Origin of the sequence: Bradyrhizobium sp. 164 (genome assembly GCF_023073715.1) — a bacterium.
Taxonomy (GTDB): Bacteria; Pseudomonadota; Alphaproteobacteria; order Rhizobiales; family Xanthobacteraceae; genus Bradyrhizobium.
This window is the reverse complement of sequence record NZ_JADPKA010000050.1, coordinates 293,779-311,416: the sequence shown is the minus strand read 5'-3', so window position 1 is coordinate 311,416 and position 17,638 is coordinate 293,779. Positions and strand designations below refer to the sequence as shown.

Annotated in this window: 18 protein-coding genes and 1 pseudogene; 10 read left to right on the top strand and 9 right to left on the bottom strand. The window is 64.4% G+C overall.

The window, feature by feature from the left end; all coding sequences use genetic code 11:
- Positions 1-16: 16 nt before the first annotated feature.
- A complete protein-coding gene (locus IVB01_RS18805; RefSeq protein WP_247281582.1) occupies positions 17-637 on the bottom strand; it encodes a GNAT family N-acetyltransferase in 621 nt (206 codons plus the stop codon).
- A complete protein-coding gene (locus IVB01_RS18800) occupies positions 624-1,229 on the bottom strand; it encodes a hypothetical protein (RefSeq protein ID WP_247281583.1) in 606 nt (201 codons plus the stop codon). The genes IVB01_RS18805 and IVB01_RS18800 overlap by 14 nt, the downstream gene beginning before the upstream one ends.
- Before the next feature lie 77 nt (positions 1,230-1,306).
- Here IVB01_RS18800 and IVB01_RS18795 point away from each other — a divergent pair, with 77 nt between their 5' ends.
- Complete coding sequence (locus IVB01_RS18795) at positions 1,307-2,347, top strand: LysR family transcriptional regulator (RefSeq protein WP_247281584.1); 1,041 nt, start codon at positions 1,307-1,309, stop codon at positions 2,345-2,347.
- Positions 2,348-2,355: 8 nt separating this feature from the next.
- Here IVB01_RS18795 and IVB01_RS18790 read toward each other — a convergent pair.
- Positions 2,356-3,533 (bottom strand): annotated as a pseudogene (locus tag IVB01_RS18790) (autotransporter outer membrane beta-barrel domain-containing protein).
- Positions 3,534-3,904: 371 nt separating this feature from the next.
- Between IVB01_RS18790 and IVB01_RS18785 the strand changes: the two are divergent.
- Positions 3,905-4,111 (top strand): cold-shock protein, encoded by a 207-nt coding sequence (locus tag IVB01_RS18785; RefSeq protein ID WP_008551638.1) that lies wholly within the window; start codon positions 3,905-3,907, stop codon positions 4,109-4,111.
- Positions 4,112-4,182: 71 nt separating this feature from the next.
- Positions 4,183-4,494 (top strand): DUF6678 family protein, encoded by a 312-nt coding sequence (locus tag IVB01_RS18780; protein ID WP_247281585.1) that lies wholly within the window; start codon positions 4,183-4,185, stop codon positions 4,492-4,494.
- A 44-nt stretch (positions 4,495-4,538) separates the two neighbouring features.
- Here the strand turns inward: IVB01_RS18780 and purN are convergent, their stop codons facing one another.
- Positions 4,539-5,192 carry a phosphoribosylglycinamide formyltransferase gene (gene purN / locus IVB01_RS18775; RefSeq protein WP_247281586.1) on the bottom strand — a complete coding sequence of 218 codons (654 nt, stop codon included), beginning with the start codon at positions 5,190-5,192 and terminating at the stop codon, positions 4,539-4,541.
- Positions 5,192-6,265, bottom strand: a complete 1,074-nt coding sequence (purM, locus tag IVB01_RS18770; protein ID WP_247281587.1) for a phosphoribosylformylglycinamidine cyclo-ligase — start codon at positions 6,263-6,265, stop codon at positions 5,192-5,194. The genes purN and purM overlap by 1 nt, the downstream gene beginning before the upstream one ends.
- 154 nt (positions 6,266-6,419) lie before the next feature.
- On the opposite strand from purM, the gene IVB01_RS18765 reads away from it, so the two are divergent.
- The 4 genes from IVB01_RS18765 to ppx all read left to right on the top strand — a co-directional run bounded on the left by IVB01_RS18765 (position 6,420) and on the right by ppx (position 11,575).
- On the top strand, positions 6,420-6,962 hold the full coding sequence (locus IVB01_RS18765) for a CDP-alcohol phosphatidyltransferase family protein (RefSeq protein WP_247281588.1): 543 nt from the start codon (positions 6,420-6,422) through the stop codon (positions 6,960-6,962).
- Positions 6,963-7,047: 85 nt separating this feature from the next.
- The gene (locus tag IVB01_RS18760; RefSeq protein ID WP_247281589.1) at positions 7,048-7,725 is read left to right on the top strand and encodes a DnaA/Hda family protein; all 678 of its coding nucleotides are present in this window, start codon (positions 7,048-7,050) and stop codon (positions 7,723-7,725) included.
- A gap of 139 nt (positions 7,726-7,864) precedes the next feature.
- Positions 7,865-10,057, top strand: a complete 2,193-nt coding sequence (locus IVB01_RS18755; protein ID WP_247281685.1) for an RNA degradosome polyphosphate kinase — start codon at positions 7,865-7,867, stop codon at positions 10,055-10,057.
- A 15-nt stretch (positions 10,058-10,072) separates the two neighbouring features.
- Positions 10,073-11,575, top strand: a complete 1,503-nt coding sequence (gene ppx, locus IVB01_RS18750) for an exopolyphosphatase (protein WP_247281590.1) — start codon at positions 10,073-10,075, stop codon at positions 11,573-11,575.
- A 3-nt stretch (positions 11,576-11,578) separates the two neighbouring features.
- Here ppx and IVB01_RS18745 read toward each other — a convergent pair whose 3' ends face one another.
- Both IVB01_RS18745 and ndk read right to left on the bottom strand, forming a co-directional pair.
- Complete coding sequence (locus IVB01_RS18745; RefSeq protein WP_247281591.1) at positions 11,579-12,439, bottom strand: TerC family protein; 861 nt, start codon at positions 12,437-12,439, stop codon at positions 11,579-11,581.
- 44 nt (positions 12,440-12,483) lie between these two features.
- Positions 12,484-12,906 (bottom strand): nucleoside-diphosphate kinase, encoded by a 423-nt coding sequence (gene ndk, locus IVB01_RS18740; RefSeq protein ID WP_035715388.1) that lies wholly within the window; start codon positions 12,904-12,906, stop codon positions 12,484-12,486.
- A 313-nt stretch (positions 12,907-13,219) separates the two neighbouring features.
- Between ndk and IVB01_RS18735 the strand changes: the two genes are divergently transcribed.
- The 3 genes from IVB01_RS18735 to IVB01_RS18725 all read left to right on the top strand — a co-directional run bounded on the left by IVB01_RS18735 (position 13,220) and on the right by IVB01_RS18725 (position 15,864).
- Positions 13,220-13,489 (top strand): sulfur globule protein precursor, encoded by a 270-nt coding sequence (locus tag IVB01_RS18735; RefSeq protein ID WP_247281592.1) that lies wholly within the window; start codon positions 13,220-13,222, stop codon positions 13,487-13,489.
- A gap of 233 nt (positions 13,490-13,722) precedes the next feature.
- A complete protein-coding gene (locus tag IVB01_RS18730; protein WP_247281593.1) occupies positions 13,723-13,896 on the top strand; it encodes a hypothetical protein in 174 nt (57 codons plus the stop codon).
- A 108-nt stretch (positions 13,897-14,004) separates the two neighbouring features.
- On the top strand, positions 14,005-15,864 hold the full coding sequence (locus tag IVB01_RS18725; protein WP_247281594.1) for an ABC-F family ATP-binding cassette domain-containing protein: 1,860 nt from the start codon (positions 14,005-14,007) through the stop codon (positions 15,862-15,864).
- A 147-nt stretch (positions 15,865-16,011) separates the two neighbouring features.
- Here IVB01_RS18725 and IVB01_RS18720 read toward each other — a convergent pair whose 3' ends face one another.
- Both IVB01_RS18720 and IVB01_RS18715 read right to left on the bottom strand, forming a co-directional pair.
- The gene (locus IVB01_RS18720; protein ID WP_247494725.1) at positions 16,012-16,977 is read right to left on the bottom strand and encodes a tripartite tricarboxylate transporter substrate-binding protein; all 966 of its coding nucleotides are present in this window, start codon (positions 16,975-16,977) and stop codon (positions 16,012-16,014) included.
- Between the two features lie 134 nt (positions 16,978-17,111).
- On the bottom strand, positions 17,112-17,582 hold the full coding sequence (locus IVB01_RS18715) for a MarR family winged helix-turn-helix transcriptional regulator (RefSeq protein ID WP_247494732.1): 471 nt from the start codon (positions 17,580-17,582) through the stop codon (positions 17,112-17,114).
- Positions 17,583-17,638 lie beyond the last annotated feature (56 nt).

The window sequence follows — 17,638 nt, the reverse complement described above, 5'->3', positions numbered from 1 at the left end:
CGCAGTTGCACCTAGCTCAGTGATCGGCGGCCGCGAGGTGCCGCAGTGGCGAGGTCACCGCCCGCCCCGCCGAGGCGTCGAGCACGCCCGGCCGGTCCCAATCGCCTTCGGGCCGGATGATCACATAGGGATCGCTGTCCAGCGTGATGGCGTCCGGGCCGGGCTCGATCTCAAGCAGCATCTCGGTGTAGGAGAAATCGGAGAAAGTGATCTTGCGATTGTGGCCGAGCGGCTTGGCGCCGAAATGGGCCCAGAAATCCACCAGGCGGTCCTGCGCCTGGCCGTAAATCTTGCGGAAGCCCTTGCGCTTCACATAGTCGACACTCGCCTGCACCAGCTTGAACGAGACGCGCGAGCGCCGGTACTGGTGACGCACCGCAAGGCGCTCCACCTTGGCGAAGTCGCCGAAGAAGCGCACGCGCAGGCAGCCCGCGGGCTCGTTACCGACGAAGCCGATGAAATGCGCGGCGACCATGTCGTTGCCGTCGAACTCCTCCTCGAACGGACAATTCTGCTCGGCGAGATAGACCGCGGAACGGATCGCGGTGACCAGCATGAGATCGCTGGGATCGCGCGCAAGGCGAATGGTAACGGCGCGGGAGTCGGGCTTGGCGAAAGGAATTCTAGTACCGTGCATCTGCAAAACTCCTTGCTTGGATGATTGCACCCGGCATCGGCCGGCGATGCCAGGGGCGCTCGTAGCACCAGAGGTCGGGTTGGAAGCTCGGAACGGGCGCAAAGCCGGTCGCCCTCATGATATCGCGTCCGGCCACGGTTGACGGCTGCGCATAGCAATCGGCGCCGCGAAACCTTAGCTGTCGCAGATGAGCCGCGGCCTTGCCGAGACCGGCGATGCCGCGCCCCGTCGCCGCGATCGCCCAGATGTAGATGGCCGCAACGTCGTCCTTCGCTGAAGCGAGATGGCGCGTCTCCGGCGCAGTCAGGCAGATCTCGTCGAGCAGCAGCGCATCGTGCCCGCGATCATTGAGGAACAGGAAGGCCATGCCGCCGAGCAGAAGTCCCTTCCGGCTGAAAGTCAGGATGCTCTGAGGATCGAACGTGAGATATTTCGAAAGCTCCGCCGCCTCGATCCGCACACCCGGCACCAGCCGATGCGCCATCTCCGAAAGCGCCGCGATTTCGGAAGATTGCGCACAACGGACATCGACGTCCGGGCTCAGCGGCAGCGCATCGAAATCATGCCGTGCGTCAAACGAGCCCCTTTCCATACCGATATCGCCTCTCTATCGTTTGCCGCTTTCGTACCCCGCTATGAGGACGAGCTTAGCGGTTGGGGACCAACAGTATGCAGCAGTTATTGCACCGGGGTGCTGCGATGATGCAGCACCGTGAAGAAGCCCTGGGTGCGTCCTGGGACGATTTGAAGCTGTTTTTAGCGTGCGCAAAATATAAAAGTTTTCGCAATGCAGCCGAAGAGCTCGGGCTCACCTCCACCACCTTGATGCGCAGGATCGACCGGCTCGAAGAGAGCATCGGCTGCAAGCTGTTCCTGCGCGACCAGAGCGGGCTCACGCTCAGCGATGAAGGCACCGCGATGATCGCCGACGTCGCGCATATGGAGCGTCACGCCTTCAACGTCTTCCGTCGCGCCTCGCGTTCGTCGAACGACACTGCCGGCACCGTGCGCGTCGCGGTGACGGAGGGGCCCGGCAATTTCTGGATTTTGCCGCGGCTGATCGATTTCCAGAAGACTTATCGCAAGATCACCGTCGATCTGCGCTGTGCGATGGAGCAGGCCGACGTCGCTCGCTTGGAATCCGACATCGCGATCCAGCTCGAGCCACCCACCAATCCGGATCTGATCGTGGCCAAGCTGGGCCGGCTGCACATCTATCCGTTCGTCTCCAAGGAGTACGAGAGCCTTTACGGCGTCCCGGCAACGCTCGCCGAACTCAACAACCACCGCATCATCAAGCAGAGCGCGCCGCAAGTCGACGACGGCGCTTATGCCCGCGTGCTCGGGCTGACGTCGCTGGAGGGCATCGTCGGCATCAAGATCAACTCCTCGGTCGGCGCGCTCTATGCCGTCGAACGCGGCGCCGGCATCGGCTTCCTGCCGACGGTTTCGATCGCGCTTGGTGCGCCGCTCGTTGCCGTCGATCTCGGCGTCAGCCACCACGCCGATCTCTGGCTCACCTATCACAAGGAGTTCCGCACCTCCGAGCGGCACAAGATTGTGGTCGACTGGCTGAAGAAGATCTTCGATCCCAGGACCTATCCCTGCTTCCGCGACGAGTTCATCCATCCGAACGCGCTGGTGCCGATGATGACGGCCGCGCGCGACGGATTTGGGCTGACCGGCTACGTTGCGGCAACACCCGCATAGACTTCAGCTCACCATTTGTATTCGAAGCCGACCGTGCCCTGGTGCGACGTGAGCTCGTTGCGGAGCTTGCCGTCGTAATTGACGTAGAGCCGCGCGACGCTGGTCAGGCTGAGCGAGGCCGAGGCGCCGGCATCCATGCCGTAGCGACTCTCGCCGATGCCGGGGACGACGATGCTCTGGGTGCCCAGGCTGACCTGGATCGATCCGAGGTCCTGGTGGAAATTGTCGACGAACTTGCCGTAGGCGGACAGGTCTAGGATCTTCTGGTCGATGACGAAATAGCGGCCGATCTCGGCCCCGATCATGATGCGCGCACGCGACAGCGCTGTTGCGCCGACGTTGAGCGGATCAAGGCCGCCGACCTCCTGGAACGCCGCGCTGGTACCGCGCACGTATTCGACCGCGCCCTTCGGCACGATGCGCATCTGGTCCTTGGTCCAGTAATAGCTGATCTCGGTCAGCGCGCCGTCGACCGCGGCGCTGTAGCCGCCCGCGCAAGCCCAAGGCCGGTATTACGGCTGGAACGGACCTTGCCAAAGCCGTGCACCACCGCAAAGGCCCAGGTCCATGGCCCCTTGTCGACGGAGCCATTGAAGCCGATTTGGGTGAGGTCGAGTGTCGCGGACTGGAGCGCCAAGGGCACGTCGATGTCGGTGTGACTCTGGTCGACCGAAAAGCCGATACTGACACCCGGCGCGAGCCGTGCGCCGATGCCGGCGACGCCGCCAAAAGTCTTGCGCTTGTCGCCGACGAAGTCGCCTTGCGCATCGGTGCGGACCGAGATGCCATAGCCCTCGAACCAGGTGCGGTAGCGCGGATCTTCGGTGCTCGCCGATGCGCCGCCACCGCCGGGATTGGTCCGCAACGCCCGGTTAAAGCCGCTCGATGCCTGGTTGCCGAGGCGCTCCAGGAAACCTGAGCCGAGATTGAGCGTGCTGTTGCCGGCCGACTGGTCATAATTGGCCGAGGTCGGCATCGGGACCGGGGTCGGCGACGGCGTGGGTGTCGGGGTCGGGGTCGGCGTCGGCGTGGGACTTTGCGCGAGGACGGCCGTAGCCGCCGACATCGTCACGATGAGCGCAAACGCCATAAGGGTGAAGGTCGTGGCGATCGCTGCCGCGACCCGGCGGACGCGGTTCAGCCCGATCGTCTGCCGTGTCCCTGGTGGCTGCGCAGTGCAGCGCATGACGACAAAACCCGAAGCAAATGGCGGCGCGCAAAAATGCAACATGAGCGCCCATGAGCTGATTTGCGCCGAACTGTTACGGAGGGTCAACCACGGGACGCCTCCAGATAAGGGGGATTGCTCCTGATTGTGGTTCCCCGGCCACAGGTCGAAATTGGGCCCGGGCACATCCGGGGCGATTTTGAAATTCGTGCTCTGCTTGCTAACGCACGGTTTTCATGTTGCAATATTGGCCACAACGGAATTGGCCGCTGGCTGTGCGTTTCGCGACATTGAGACTCAAGACTCGACAGACTTTCGGAAGGCCGTTTGTGGCGTGGCACGCGAAAAACCGGCCGCGTCTTTTTGCTATCTAGTGGAGGAGACTAGCGATGCCACAAAAGGGCACCGTCAAATGGTTCAACCCGACCAAGGGCTATGGGTTCATCAAGCCGAACGGCGGCGACAAGGACGTGTTCGTCCACATCTCCGCCGTCGAGCGCGCCGGACTCTCGACCCTCAACGAGAACCAGGTGGTTGAATACGACCTCGTGGAGAACCGCGGCAAATCATCCGCGGAGAACCTCAAGGTCTCCTGATGCCTCTCACGACACGCGAGAGATCATGACGTTGCCCCCGGCTCTGCCGGGGGATTTTGTTTGGCAGCCATATGGCTCAGCAGTCCGACTATTATTCGGCCGCGAATGATACAAAATGGCGCGAGTTGCGGGAGGCGATGCTCGCCCTTGCCCCCTCCGATCAACCTCGATTTCGCTGCAAGAACCTGGAAACGGGAAATCTGAGCCAGTGGGATGGCGAATGGTTCTATCACTGGATGAGCGTTGGATGGGATTGGATGGAATGGGCTGAACTATCCACCGAGACCGCGCACCAACGTGAACTTGTCCGCGCAATCCTGCGCCGCATGCGGTTTGCCGGAGAGCAGACGACGGCCGGTCAGGATCTACGGATATGTTCGTAACGGCGAGGCAGCAGGCTACATCGAGTGAGCCCGAGGTGCCCGGCTCAGCCCACCACGGGCGCAATCAGAAAATTCTCCGACGCCGCGCTGCCCACCGTCCTGCACACATCACCCTCGATCCGGACCTTGCCGGTCGCGAGCAGCCGCAGCGCCTCGGGATAAATGCGGTGCTCGACTTCGAGGATACGCTCGGACAGCGTATCCACCGTGTCGTGATCGCTGACGGGGACGGCGCCCTGCATCACGATCGGGCCTGCGTCGGTCTCTGGAATGACAAAGTGCACCGTCGCACCGGATAGCTTGACGCCGGCACGCAGGGCCTGGCCGTGCGGATCGAGACCGGGGAAGGACGGCAGCAGCGACGGATGGATGTTGAGCATCCGCCCGTACCAGGCCTTGGTGAAATCCGCCGTGAACAGGCGCATGAAGCCGCCCAGGCAAATCAGCTCGATGCCGTGCCGGTCGAGCGCGGCTTGCAATACTTTCTCGAAGCCGGCGCGATCCTTGCCGAACGGCTTGCTCTCGATCACCTCGGTCGTCACGCCGCTCGCCCTGGCCCGTTCCAGCCCCGGCGCACCGGTCTTGTTCGAGATCACCAGCGAAATCTCCGCCGGAAAATCCGCCGAGCTTGCTGCCTTGATCAGCGCGGCCATGTTGGAGCCCCGGCCGGAGATCAGGATGGCGACGCGGCGCTTCATCACAGCGCCAGGTCGAGATGGCCGTTATAGACGACGCGGTGCTCGCCCTCGGCGGGAATCACGGTGCCGAGCTGCGCCACGGTCTCGCCGCCATCGGTGAAGACCTCAACCACCTGCTCGACCTTGTCAGGCTCGACGATCGCAATCATGCCGATACCGCAATTGAAGGTGCGCAGCATTTCGAGTTCGGCGATGCCAGCCTGCGCGGCCAGCCATTTGAACACCGGCAGCACCGGCAGGCGTGCGAGGTCAATGCCGACGCCGAGGTTCTTCGGCAGCACGCGCGGAATGTTGTCGGTGAAACCGCCGCCGGTGATGTGGGCCAGCCCCTTCACCGCGCCGGTCTCGCGGATCGCACGCAAGCAGGATTTGACGTAGAGCCGCGTTGGCGTCAGCAGCGCGCCGCCGAGCGTCATGACCGGCGCGAACGGCGCCTGCGCCTGAAAGCCGAGACCGGATTGTTCCACGATCTTGCGCACCAGCGAGAAGCCGTTGGAATGCACACCCGACGACGCGAGCCCGATCACGGCGTCGCCCGCCGCGATGTCCGGGCGCGGCAGCAGCGTACCGCGTTCGGCGGCGCCGACTGCAAATCCGCCGAGGTCGTAATCGCCGTCTTTGTAGAGGCCGGGCATCTCGGCCGTTTCGCCGCCGATCAAGGCGCAGCCGGATTCCCGGCAGCCCTCCGCAACACCCGCGACGATCGCGGCGGTGGCCTCCGGATCGAGCTTGCCGCAGGCGAAATAGTCCAGGAAGAACAGCGGCTCGGCGCCCTGGACCACGAGGTCGTTGACGCTCATCGCGACAAGATCGATCCCGATGCCGCCATGCAGGCCGGTCTCGATCGCGATCTTGACCTTGGTGCCGACGCCATCGGTGGCGGCGACCAGGACGGGGTCCTTGAAACCGGCCGCCTTGAGGTCGAACAGGCCGCCGAAACCGCCGATCTCGGCGTCGGCGCCGGGCCGCGCGGTGGCGCGCACCATCGGCTTGATCAGGTCGACGAGGCGGTTGCCCGCGTCGATATCGACGCCTGAATCGGCGTAAGTGAGGCCGTTTTTGCGGTCGGTCATGCCCGATTTCCAGTGGGTTTGCGGCTGGTTACGTCGAATTCCGGGGACACGCAATGGCAAGCGTGGCGCCCCGCCTTATAGTATGTAGATATCAACCGGTTCAGCCTCCCTAGGGGCCGGATCCGAAGTCAGGCCGGGTGCCGGGAAGCGCCGCGTGAGTATTCCGAATATCATTACCCTGGGCCGCATCATGCTGGTCCCGATCATCGTCTGGGCCATCGTGTCGAGCCAAATGGAGGTGGCGTTCGCGGTCTTCCTGATCGCCGGTATCAGCGACGCCGTGGACGGCTTCCTGGCTAAGCGGTTCAACATGGCGAGTGAGCTCGGCGCCCTGCTCGATCCGCTCGCGGACAAGGCGCTGCTGGTCTCGATCTACATGGCGCTCGGCATCTGGGGGGCGATTCCGCGCTGGATCGTCATCCTGGTGGTCTCGCGCGACATCATGATCGTCGCCGCCGTGATCGTATCCTGGCTGTTCGACCGGCCGGTCGAGATGAAGCCATCAAAGGTGTCCAAGCTCAATACTGTGGCACAAGTGGCATTCGCGGCGCTGGTGCTGGCGGCGCTTGCCTTCGGCTTCAAGCCGGCACCCTATGATACGATCCTGATGGGCCTCGTCACGGTGTTCACGCTCTCCTCGGTGTCGCTCTATCTCGTCGAGTGGCTGCGGCACATGAGCACGATCGAGGCCAAATGAGTGGATGTGGCCCCGCAAAAGGCCAACTCCCGCTCGAAAGTCGAATCCAAACGAGGCCGGGACGCCGGCATGGAGCAAGGCAAGCGTGGCAGGCCGCGTTCATCCCCGACAATTGGCGTTTTCGCTTCCGCATGCGGAAAGCCTCAGCCGGGACAATTTCCTCGAGGGCCCCGCCAACGCGGCCGGTCTCGGCCTGATCGACGCCTGGCCGGAATGGCCGAACCGGATCATGTGGCTGACCGGCCCCGAAGGCAGTGGCAAGAGCCATCTCGCCGCGATCTGGGCCGAGGTATCAGGCGCCCGCTCGACCACGGCCAATGCGCTGGCCGCCGCCGCGGTCCCGGGCGCGCTCGCGACCGGAGCGCTGGTCGTCGAAGATCTCAAGGCGAAAGAGTTTGACGAGCGCGCCCTCTTCCACCTGATGAACCTCGCCCGCGAGGATGGCGCCTACGTCCTCTTCACCGGGCGCGAGCTACCCGCATCGCTCGAGATCGAGCTTCGCGACCTGCGCTCGCGTCTGCGCGCCGTGCCGGTGGTCGCGTTGCTGTCGCCGGACGACCAGCTTTTCCGCGGCCTCATCGTCAAATTCTGCGCTGACCGCCAGCTCACGGTGGATGAGAACATCGTCAGCTACCTCGCTACCCGGCTGGAGCGATCCTCGGCCGCCGCCCGGCAGGCGGTAGAATTGCTCGACAGCGAGGCCCTGCGGCTTGGCCGCCCCGTCACCCGGGCGCTGGCGGCCGAGCTGCTTCGGGACGTCTGACCAGTTCGCTGGCACCAGCCGCTTGACGCGGCGGAGCGGCGGAACATCAATGTCATCGAAACGTCATCGCTCTAACACATGCTCCCACCGATTTTGCGCGTAAGTCGCAATTGGGGTGAACTGGATGGATCGACTTCTCATGGACTCTGCGCAAGCTGTTGAAATCAAAGAAAAAGCCCCGGAAACGGAGAGCCTGCCGGCGATCGCTTCGAGCCCCGAACGGTTCATCAACCGCGAGCTGTCCTGGCTGCATTTCAACCGCCGTGTCCTGGAAGAATCGGTCAATCCCAGCCATCCCATGCTGGAGCGGGTGCGATTCCTGTCGATCTCGGCAAACAATCTCGACGAGTTCTTCATGGTCCGCGTCGCCGGCATCAAGGCCCAGGTGCGCGAGGGCATTGCCGAGCGCAGCCCGGACGGCCTGACCCCGTCGGAGCAGCTTGCCTTGATCAATCGTACCGTCTCCCAACTTGCCTCCGACCAGCAGGCGATCTGGCGCGACCTGCGCGGCACGCTCGCCGAGGTCGGCATCGTCCTGGTCGACGGCAAGGACGTCACCAAGCCGGAACGGACCTGGATCGAGGACTACTTCCTCAATAACGTGTTCCCGCTGCTGACTCCCCTCGCAATCGATCCGGCCCACCCCTTCCCGTTCATTCCTAGCCTCGGCTTCACCATCGCGCTCCAGCTCACGCGCGCTGCCGACGGCAAGCAGATGAACGCCCTGATCCGCATGCCCGGCAAGATCGACCGCTTCATCCGCCTGCCGGCCGAAGGCAAGGCCGTCCGGCTGATTTCGCTGGAGCAGGCAACCGCCCTGTTCATCAACCGTCTCTTCCCCGGCTATAATCTGCATGGCCAGGGCGCTTTCCGCATCATCCGCGACTCCGAGCTCGAAATCGAGGAAGAGGCCGAAGACCTCGTTCGCCTGTTCGAGACCGCGCTGAAGCGGCGCCGCCGCGGGTCGGTGATCCGGCTCGAGATCGACGCCAAGATGCCGGAGCAGCTGCGCAGCTTCGTGCAGCATGCGCTGTCGACGGCTGACGACGAGGTGTTTCTCGTCGACGGCGTGCTCGCCATGAACGAGCTTTCGCAGCTCACTCGTCTCGACCGTCCCGACCTCGAATTCACCCCTTACGTGCCTCGCCATCCCGAGCGCGTGCGCGAGCATGCCGGCGACGTCTTCGCTGCGATCCGGCAGAAGGATCTCATCGTCCATCACCCCTACGAATCCTTCGACGTGGTGGTGCAGTTTCTGCAGCAGGCCGCGCGCGACCCAGATGTAGTCGCGATCAAGCAGACGCTCTACCGCACCTCCAACAACTCGCCGATCGTGCGTGCGCTCGCCGAAGCCGCCGAGGCCGGCAAGTCGGTCACGGCGCTGATCGAGCTGAAGGCGCGCTTCGACGAAGAGGCCAACATCCGCTGGGCGCGCGACCTCGAGCGCGCCGGCGTGCAGGTCGTCTACGGCTTTCTCGAACTGAAGACGCACGCAAAGCTCTCGATGGTGGTGCGCCGCGAGGGCGGCAGCCTCACGACTTACGTGCATACCGGCACCGGCAATTATCACTCGGTGACCGCGCGCATCTACACCGACCTCTCCTACTTCACGTCGGACCCGACCATCGGCCGCGACGCGGCTCGCGTGTTCAATTTCATCACCGGCTATGCCGCGCCGAGCGATCTGGAGAAGATGGCGGTGTCGCCATTGACCTTGCGCAAGCGCATCATCGAGCACATCCAGGGCGAGACCGCGCATGCACGGCACGGCCGGCACGGCGCGGTCTGGATGAAGATGAACGCGCTGGTCGACCCCGACATCATCGACGCGCTCTATGAGGCCTCGCAGGCCGGCGTCCAGGTCGAGCTCGTGGTGCGCGGCATCTGCTGTCTCAGGCCCGGGATCCCCGGTCTGTCGGAGAACATCCGTGTCAAGTCGATCATCGGACGTTTCCTGGAACACGGCCGAATCTACTGCTTCGGCATGGGCCAAGGCCTGCCGAGCGCAAAAGCGGCTGTGTATATCTCCTCGGCCGATATGATGCCGCGCAACCTCGACCGCCGCGTCGAGGTGCTGTGTCCGCTGCAAAATCCCACGGTGCATCAGCAGGTTCTCGAACAGATCATGGTCGCGAACCTGAAGGACAATGAGCAGAGCTGGCAATTGTTGCCGGACGGGTCCTCAACGCGTATGAAAGCCGCGAAGGGCGAGGAGCCTTTCAACGTCCACAACTACTTCATGACGAATCCGAGTCTGTCTGGCCGTGGAAAGTCGCTCAAGGAATCCTCGCCGCGCCGTCTCACGCGGCGTAATGAACGTCATCAATCCTGATCCCGGATTCTCAACGTGAAGCAGCCGCGCAAGCGCGGCTCGAGCGTCGCGGTCATCGACATCGGTTCGAACTCGGTCCGCCTCGTCGTCTACGAGGCGCTGGCGCGCAGCCTCATTCCGATCTTCAACGAGAAGACGCTGTGCGGCCTCGGGCGCGAAGTGCAGAGCACGGGCCTGCTCGCGCCCGACGCCGTCGACAAGGCGCTGACCTCGCTGAAGCGGTTCCGCGCCCTGTGCCGCGTGATGCAGGTCGGACGCGTGTTCGCAATTGCGACTGCCGCCTGCCGCGACGCCTCCAATGGTCCCGACTTCATCGCGAAGGCCGAGCGCATCTGCGCCGTGAAGATCGAGATCCTGTCGGGCCCGCGCGAAGCGCGGCTGTCGGCCCTCGGCGTGATCTCCGGCATCCATCATCCCGACGGCATCGTCGGCGATCTCGGCGGCGGCTCGCTCGAGCTGATCGACGTGCGCAGGAACAGCGTGCGCAGCGGCGTGACGCTGCCGCTCGGTGGCCTCGCGCTCCAGGACCTCGCACACAAATCGCTCAAGCGCGCCGACCGTATCGTGCGCGAGGCGCTCGACGAGGTGCCGCAGCTCGCCGCGGGCCGCGGCCGCACTTTTTACGCGGTCGGCGGCACCTGGCGTGCGCTCGCGCGTATCCACATCATCCAGAGCGGCTATCCGCTCCAGGTGATGCACGGCTATTCGATTTCGGCGGCCGAGGCGCTCGACTTCTCGCGGCGTTTGCGCCGGCTTGCGGCCGCCGACATGCTGGCCGATATCGAGATCGTCGCTGATGCACGCCGCCCGCTCCTCACCTATGCCGCCCTGGTGCTCGAGCACATCATCCGCGTGGCGAAGCCGAAAACCATCGTGTTCTCGACCTTCGGTGTGCGCGAGGGTTTGTTGCACGAGAAGCTCTCGGACTCCGAACGCAACAAGGACGGGCTGATCTGCGCAGCAGAGGAGCTCAACCAGCTGCTGTCGCGCTCGGCGAAGCATGCCCGCGAGCTGATCGCCTGGACCGACCGCCTTGCGCGCGTCGTGAAGCTGCGCGAGACCGAAGAGGACCGCCGCCTGCGCCACACCGCGTGCCTGCTCTCCGACATCGGCTGGCGCGTGCACCCCGATCATCGCGGCGAGCAGACGCTAAGCCTCGTCGTCAATGGCAATTTCGGCGCGATCACCCATACCGAGCGCGCCTTCGTCGGCTTGTCGGTGTTCTATCGCTATGCGGGCCTGAGCGAGGAAAACCAGCCGCCGGCTAACATGCAGGGCCTGCTGACGCCGGCGCAGCTCGAGCGCGCCCGCCTCCTGGGAGCAGCGTTCCGCGTCGCGCACTTGATTTCGGCGGCGCGGCCGGGCGTGCTACCCGCCACGCATTTCCGCAGCCAGAGCCGCAAGCTGATGCTGGTGTTCGAACACCGCCTCGGCGATCTCGTCGCCGACCGCGTCGGCAGCCGCTTCCGCCAGCTCGCCCGCCTGATTGGCCGCGCCGGCTCGATCGTCCGCCGTTAAAAACTATTCGACCGAGGCCTTGGCGTGGCGCTCCGAGGATTCGAGCGCGGCCGCGCCCAGGCTACGCCGACGCCAGATGGTGCCGACGACCAGCACGACGACGACGCCGAGAAGCGCGCAAAGATATTCGCCGCCTCCGCCGCCATGGGTGAATTGCGGCGGGATGCGAAGTGCGCCGAGCATGCTGTCCAGCGAGGCGCCGAGCGGGCCGTCGAACAGCGTGTGCAGCTTCGGCGCGACGCCGGGATCGGTCGCGATCACTTCTCCCGAGATCCAGCCGAGCAGCGCAGCACCAGCCCAGACCAGAACCGGCAGCTTTGCGAGCAGCGCCATGATCAGCGCGGCACCTGCGACGATCAGCGGCACGCTGATGGCGAGGCCGAGGATCAGCAGCGGCACGCTGCCGTTGGCTGCGGCAGCGACCGCAATGACGTTGTCCAGGCTCATGACGATGTCGGCGACCACGACGATCTGAATGGCCTGCAACAGATGCGAGGCCGACTCGACGTCATCCTCGTCCTCGTTTTCCGGCACCAAGAGCTTTGCCGCGATTACGATCAGCGCAAGGCCGCCGACGAGCTTGAGATACGGCAGCTCCATCAGCGTCGCGACGATGCCGGTGAAGATGATCCGCAGTATCACCGCCGCGCCGGCACCGAAGATCATCCCCCACAGCCGATGCCGCGGGCTGAGGCCGCGGCAAGCGAGCGCGATCACCAGCGCGTTGTCGCCGGAGAGCAGGATATTGATCCAGATGATCTTGCCAACCGCGATCCAGAAGGTCGGCGCAGCCATTTCGTTGCGGAACTGGGTGAAGAATGCCCCGATCGTAGCGGGATCGAAGATCTGCCAGAGCCAGTCCACAATGAGTCCTTTCGCCCGTCGTACCTAACCTATCGGCTGATAGATCAGCCGACGATCTCGTTGCCAGAGAAGAACTGCGCGATCTCGATCGCGGCCGTCTCCGGCGCATCCGAGCCGTGCACCGAATTCTCGCCAATCGACTTGGCGTAGAGCTTGCGGACGGTGCCCTCGGCAGCCTTGGCCGGATCGGTCGCGCCCATCACCTCGCGGTATTTGGCGATCGCGCCCTCGCCTTCCAGCACCTGCACCACGACCGGCCCCGAAGTCATGAAGTCAACGAGTTCGCCGAAGAACGGCCGCGCCTTGTGCACGGCATAGAAGGTTTCGGCCTGCTCCTTGGTCATGCGGATACGCTTCTGTGCGACGATGCGCAGGCCCGCCTTCTCGATCACGGCGTTGACTGCGCCGGTCAGGTTACGCTCGGTCGCGTCGGGCTTGATGATCGAGAAAGTGCGTTCGATGGCCATAAATCTTGTCCTCGGGGAGAATGCGGGGGTTCGCAGTTGCGGGGCTTATATCGGCGCCATTGCCGGACGGCAAGCGACCGCCGAAACAGCCGCATAGGCGCTTCGCCGCAGGCCTCGCAGCCCGCGATTCAACATGGATTACACCGATTTCACTCAGATGAACCGAATCTGAAACCCGCATCAGGGTTCGGTTCAGCTTCGCGGGCGTAAGGTCGGGGCTATCGAAACCGAAGCCTGACCATGAGGCAGAGCGTTTCGGCGGCCTTTCCATCGGCGCGATAGCCCCGCGCCGGCAATTGTTGAGGAGATCACCATGTTGAGGAAACTTTCGCTTGCCGCCGTTGCCGCGGTCGCGCTTGGTGCCGCGCTGGCGCCGACCTCCGCTTCCGCCCACTGGCATGGCGGCTGGCATGGCGGCTGGCACGGCGGAGGCTGGCACGGCGGCGGCTGGCACCGCGGCTGGGGCGGACCGCGTTTCTATGTCGGCGGTCCCGTCTCCTACGGTTATGGCGGCTGCTACGTGCGCCGGCTGGTCCCGACCCCCTGGGGACCCCGCTGGCGGCTGATCAACCGCTGCTACTGAGCCCGACCGCACCTTCCGCAAGCACCTTCCTGAACAAAGGGGTTACCTATGCCCCCAAGGTAACCCTTCAGGAGAGGCCCCGGCGTCCGCGCCGGGGCCTTTTATTTGGGCGGACATGGCTGGCATAATACAATTTTTACGAGAATCCCGGGGATTCCCCGCAAGCAGCGAAACCATTTTGGGCGCAATGACTTGGTACCGTGTCCTTACCTCTGAGAACACGGAACCGCGCGATGGCTGGCCTTTTTGCCAATGACAGCGAACAGATCGACCGGCGCACCAGCCGCTCGATTCGCGATGCCGTGGGCGAACGGCTTCAGCAGAGTCTGCGCCCCGATCCCCGCCTCCCGACGCACCTCGAGAAGTTGCTCAACGAATTGAGGCAGCGCGAGCGCGAATCGCACTGATGGGAGCATGATCGGGAAAGGTGTGAAGCGGTTTTCCGAAGGGTCACGCTGAACGACAAGCTTGGAAAAACGGGTTGCGTTCGACGCGCCCTGCGGTGACAAGGCCGGATGCTGTCCATCACCGATCTCTCCGTCCGCCTCGCCGGACGCCTTCTGATTGACCAGAGTTCCGTGCAGATCACGCCCGGGTCCCGCGTCGGCCTGGTCGGGCGCAACGGCACCGGCAAGTCGACCCTGTTCAAGGTGATCCGCGGCGAAGTCGCGGCCGAGCACGGCTCGGTGACGCTGCCGCCGCGCTGGCGCGTCGGCAGCCTGGCGCAGGAGGCGCCGAACGGCCCCGAGAGCCTGATCTCTGTCGTGCTCAGGGCCGATCTCGAACGCGACGCGCTGCTCGCCGAGGCCGAGCGCGCGACCGATCCGCACCGGATCGCCGAGATCCAGACCCGCCTCGTCGACATCGACGCGCATTCGGCGCCGAGCCGTGCGGCCGCGATCCTCTCCGGCCTCGGCTTCTCCGCCGCCGATCAGCTCCGCCCCTGCGCCGAGTTCTCCGGCGGCTGGCGCATGCGCGTCGCGCTCGCCGCGACGCTGTTCGCGGCGCCCGACCTGTTGCTGCTCGACGAGCCCACCAACTATCTCGATCTCGAAGGCACGCTGTGGCTGGAGGATCACCTCGCGCATTATCCGCGCACGGTGATCGTGATCAGCCACGACCGCGACCTCCTGGACAGCTCGGTCGACCAGATCCTGCATCTGGAGCGCGGCAAGCTCACGCTCTACAAGGGCACCTATTCCTCCTTCGAGGAGCAGCGCGCCGCGCGCGAATTGCTCGATGCCAAGCAGGTCAAGCGCCAGGAAGCCGAACGCGCACGGTTGCAAGCCTTCGTCGACCGCTTCAAGGCCAAGGCCTCCAAGGCGCGGCAGGCGCAGTCCCGCGTCAAGATGCTGGAGCGGCTGAAGCCGATCACGGCGCTGGTCACCGAGGACGTGCGCGAGATCAGCTTTCCGGCGCCGGAGAAGATCCTGTCCCCGCCGATCATCGCCGTCGACAACGTCTCGGTCGGCTACGATCCGGAAACGCCTGTGCTGAGCCGCGTCACCTTACGCATCGACAATGACGACCGCATCGCGCTGCTCGGAGCCAACGGCAATGGCAAGTCGACGCTGGTCAAGCTGCTCGCCGGACGGCTCGCTCCGTTCTCTGGCAGAGTGACCCGCGCGGACAAGCTGTCGATCGCCTATTTCGCCCAGCACCAGCTCGATGAGCTGAACGAGGACGCCTCCGCCTACGACCATGTGCGCAAGCTGATGGGCGATGCGCCGGAAGCGAAGGTGCGCGCCCGCGCCGGTGCGATCGGCTTTTCCGGCAAGGCCGCCGACACCATAGTCGGAAAACTGTCGGGCGGCGAGAAGGCACGGCTGCTGCTGGGGCTAGCGACCTTCTTCGGCCCCAACATGATCATTTTGGACGAGCCGACCAATCATCTCGACATCGACAGCCGCGCCGCGCTCGCGGAGGCGATCAACGAGTTTCCCGGCGCAGTGATCATGGTTTCGCACGACCGCTACCTGATCGAGGCCTGCGCCGAGCGGCTCTGGATCGTCGCCAACCGCACCGTGACCAATTACGACGGCGACCTCGACGAGTACCGCCGCCTGGTGCTGTCCGCGCGCAACGCCGAAGCGCCGCGCGAGCGCAGCGTCGCGAGCGAGAAGCCGCAGCGCGTGAGGTCGGACAATCGCGGCTCGCTGAAGAAGCGCATCGCGGAAGCCGAAGCCGAGATCGCCCGCGTGAGCGAGATCATCAGCAAGATCGACACGGCGCTGGCGCTGCCCGACATCTTCACCCGCGACCCCAAGCAGGCTGCGCAACTGTCGAAGGCCCGCGCGAACGCGGCCGACGCATTGGCGCGCGCGGAGGAGCAATGGCTCGAGGCGAGCACGCAATACGATGAGGCGGCGGGATAACGTCCCGCCTCATCAAAATCGTGAAAACAACCCCATGCACAGTACCGGTATGTTAATACCCGGAAATGAGCCATTGCACTGAATGTTCTTTTACGGCGCGGTCGGCGCCGCCCGGCGGCGATGTCGGCACCATTATACTGGGATGACTCAGTCGGCGTATTGGCCGGCTGCCTTGATGATCGGCGCCCAGCGGTCGATCTCGCTCGTCAGCATCGCACCCAACGCCTCGGGCGTCGCCTTGTCCTGCGGGACAGGCTCGGTGTTGATGTCGTTGAACCGGGCTATCAGCGTCGGATCCTTGAGCGCCGTCTGGAGCGCAGCCGTCAGCTTTTGAACGATCGCCGGCGGCGTGCCCTCGGGGGCATAGATGCCGTGCCAGACGCCGAGCTCGAAACCTTTGAGGCCGGCCTCGTCGGCCGTCGGCAGATCGGGCAGGCTCCTCAGCCGCTCCTTGGTGGTGATCGCATAGGCCTTGACCTGCTTGGCCGTGATCGGTCCGGTGGTGTTCGTCGCCTGGTCGCAGGTGAGATCGATCTGCCTGCCGAGCAGGTCGTTCATGATGGGGCCGTTGCCCTTGTAGGGCACCGTGGTGAGCTGCTTCTGGATCGCCGTCATGAACAGCATGCCGCAGAGATGCGACGCCGCGCCGAGCCCGGCATTGGCGTAGGTCAATTTGTCGCCCTGCTGCTGGGCATAGGCGACCAGGTCCTTGAGCGTGTCGGCCGGGAAATCCGGACGCGCAATGATGGTCATCGGCGCGTTGGTCACAAGTCCGATCGGCGCAAAAGCCGTCTTCGTGTCGTAGCTCAAATTGCGGTAGAGCGTCGCGGCGGTCGAGATGCCGACGTGATGGATCAAGAGCGTATACCCGTCCGGCTGCGCGCGCGCGGCGCGGGTCGTGCCGATGGTGCCGCCGGCGCCGGTCGCGTTCTCGACGATGACCTGCTGTCCCAGGGATTTCGCCATGCCTGCCGCGGTCAGGCGCGCGATGGTGTCGGTCGGTCCGCCGGCGGCGAAGGGCACCAGGATGGTGATGGGCCTCGCCGGATAGTCCTGGGCGACCGCCGCGCCGAGCGGCAGAAGCAGAGCCGATATGAAGGCGATGAACCGCATAGTCTCCTCCAAATTCTTGTAGCTCCATATGAGCGTATTCGTGGCGGCAAGACCATCAGGAAAGCAGGTTCAACAGCCATGTCGCGATCACGATGATGACGCACCGCGGACGCGCGTGCCCCGCTCGCCGAGCGTTACATCTGCTCCTCGGTCTCGCTCTCGAGCTTCTTGCGTAGTGCCGCGACGATGCGATGGACGGTTTGCAGGTCCTTCACCGCAAGCCCTTCCGAAAGGCTGTTGACCCACGGCGCCTGCAAAGCCATCGCGGCATCGAAAGCGCGCCGTCCCTTGTCAGTGAGGACAACAAGCTGCGCTCGGCGGTGATGCGGGTTGGCCTCGAAGGCGACAAGGCCGTCCGCGTGCAGGTCGTTGACGATCCGCTGCACATTTTGGCGGTTGGCGCCCAGATCGCGGGCGAGCCAAGCCACCGGTTGGGGACGCTCCGCCTGCACAATGGCGCCCAGTATCTGCCAACGGGCGCTCGTAAGTCCGAGCCGGGCCACCAGACGGTCACCCGCGGTCAAGAGCAGGCTGTTCAGCCGGAACAAGTCAAGCATGAGCTTGGTCAGGGCATCGCCGGCCGACGTTCGCTGCGACTTCAACATATCGTCACCATAGACCGTATTGACATCATAATGTCGATTTGACATCGTATCCATAG

Coding starts and splice junctions, on each gene's coding strand:
- IVB01_RS18805 (WP_247281582.1), bottom strand. CDS start 637: ATGCACGGTACTAGAATTCCTTTCGCCAAGCCCGACTCCCGCGCCGTT.
- IVB01_RS18800 (WP_247281583.1), bottom strand. CDS start 1,229: ATGGAAAGGGGCTCGTTTGACGCACGGCATGATTTCGATGCGCTGCCG.
- IVB01_RS18795 (WP_247281584.1), top strand. CDS start 1,307: ATGCAGCAGTTATTGCACCGGGGTGCTGCGATGATGCAGCACCGTGAA.
- IVB01_RS18785 (WP_008551638.1), top strand. CDS start 3,905: ATGCCACAAAAGGGCACCGTCAAATGGTTCAACCCGACCAAGGGCTAT.
- IVB01_RS18780 (WP_247281585.1), top strand. CDS start 4,183: ATGGCTCAGCAGTCCGACTATTATTCGGCCGCGAATGATACAAAATGG.
- purN (WP_247281586.1), bottom strand. CDS start 5,192: ATGAAGCGCCGCGTCGCCATCCTGATCTCCGGCCGGGGCTCCAACATG.
- purM (WP_247281587.1), bottom strand. CDS start 6,265: ATGACCGACCGCAAAAACGGCCTCACTTACGCCGATTCAGGCGTCGAT.
- IVB01_RS18755 (WP_247281685.1), top strand. CDS start 7,865: ATGGACTCTGCGCAAGCTGTTGAAATCAAAGAAAAAGCCCCGGAAACG.
- ndk (WP_035715388.1), bottom strand. CDS start 12,906: ATGGCCATCGAACGCACTTTCTCGATCATCAAGCCCGACGCGACCGAG.
- IVB01_RS18735 (WP_247281592.1), top strand. CDS start 13,220: ATGTTGAGGAAACTTTCGCTTGCCGCCGTTGCCGCGGTCGCGCTTGGT.
- IVB01_RS18730 (WP_247281593.1), top strand. CDS start 13,723: ATGGCTGGCCTTTTTGCCAATGACAGCGAACAGATCGACCGGCGCACC.
- IVB01_RS18725 (WP_247281594.1), top strand. CDS start 14,005: ATGCTGTCCATCACCGATCTCTCCGTCCGCCTCGCCGGACGCCTTCTG.
- IVB01_RS18720 (WP_247494725.1), bottom strand. CDS start 16,977: ATGCGGTTCATCGCCTTCATATCGGCTCTGCTTCTGCCGCTCGGCGCG.
- IVB01_RS18715 (WP_247494732.1), bottom strand. CDS start 17,582: ATGTTGAAGTCGCAGCGAACGTCGGCCGGCGATGCCCTGACCAAGCTC.